General features: G+C 47.7%; 1 protein-coding gene. It reads right to left on the reverse strand.

Translation table 11 applies throughout. From position 1 onward, the window contains the following. Positions 1–394: hypothetical protein (locus ACNFOC_RS55775; protein ID WP_416966497.1), on the reverse strand; the 394-nt coding region annotated here is incomplete at both ends.

Genomic DNA, 394 nt, shown 5'->3' on the forward strand with positions numbered 1-394 from the left:
TTGTTGTTGTCTTGATAAGAGAGCAATTCCGCTTTGCTGGCGTCCAGACGCTGGCGTGCCTTTTCCATCTCCGTTTCTGCAAAGGCAAGCTGGTCACGCGCGATGCGATGTGACATCTCATTGATAAAGCGCTCTGACTCTTTCAGCACGGTTTGGTTAAACTTAAGCGCAAATTCCGGGCTAAAGCCCTGCGTCTGAATATTCAGTAATCCGGTTTTATCGTCATACGAGACGTTGATACGGTCCTTGTAGTACTTCAGGAAGCCTTCTGCGGTTTCATCCTTGCTAAGATGATTAAGAAAATCGAGCCCGCTGTGGCTAAACGCTTCACGAAAATTTAGTTGCTTATCCAGCGCCGCCAGCATATCCGGCGAGTTGATGTACTCTTTCAGAT

The organism is Streptomyces colwelliae (genome assembly GCF_048158785.1).
In the GTDB taxonomy this organism is placed as follows: domain Bacteria; phylum Actinomycetota; class Actinomycetes; order Streptomycetales; family Streptomycetaceae; genus Streptomyces.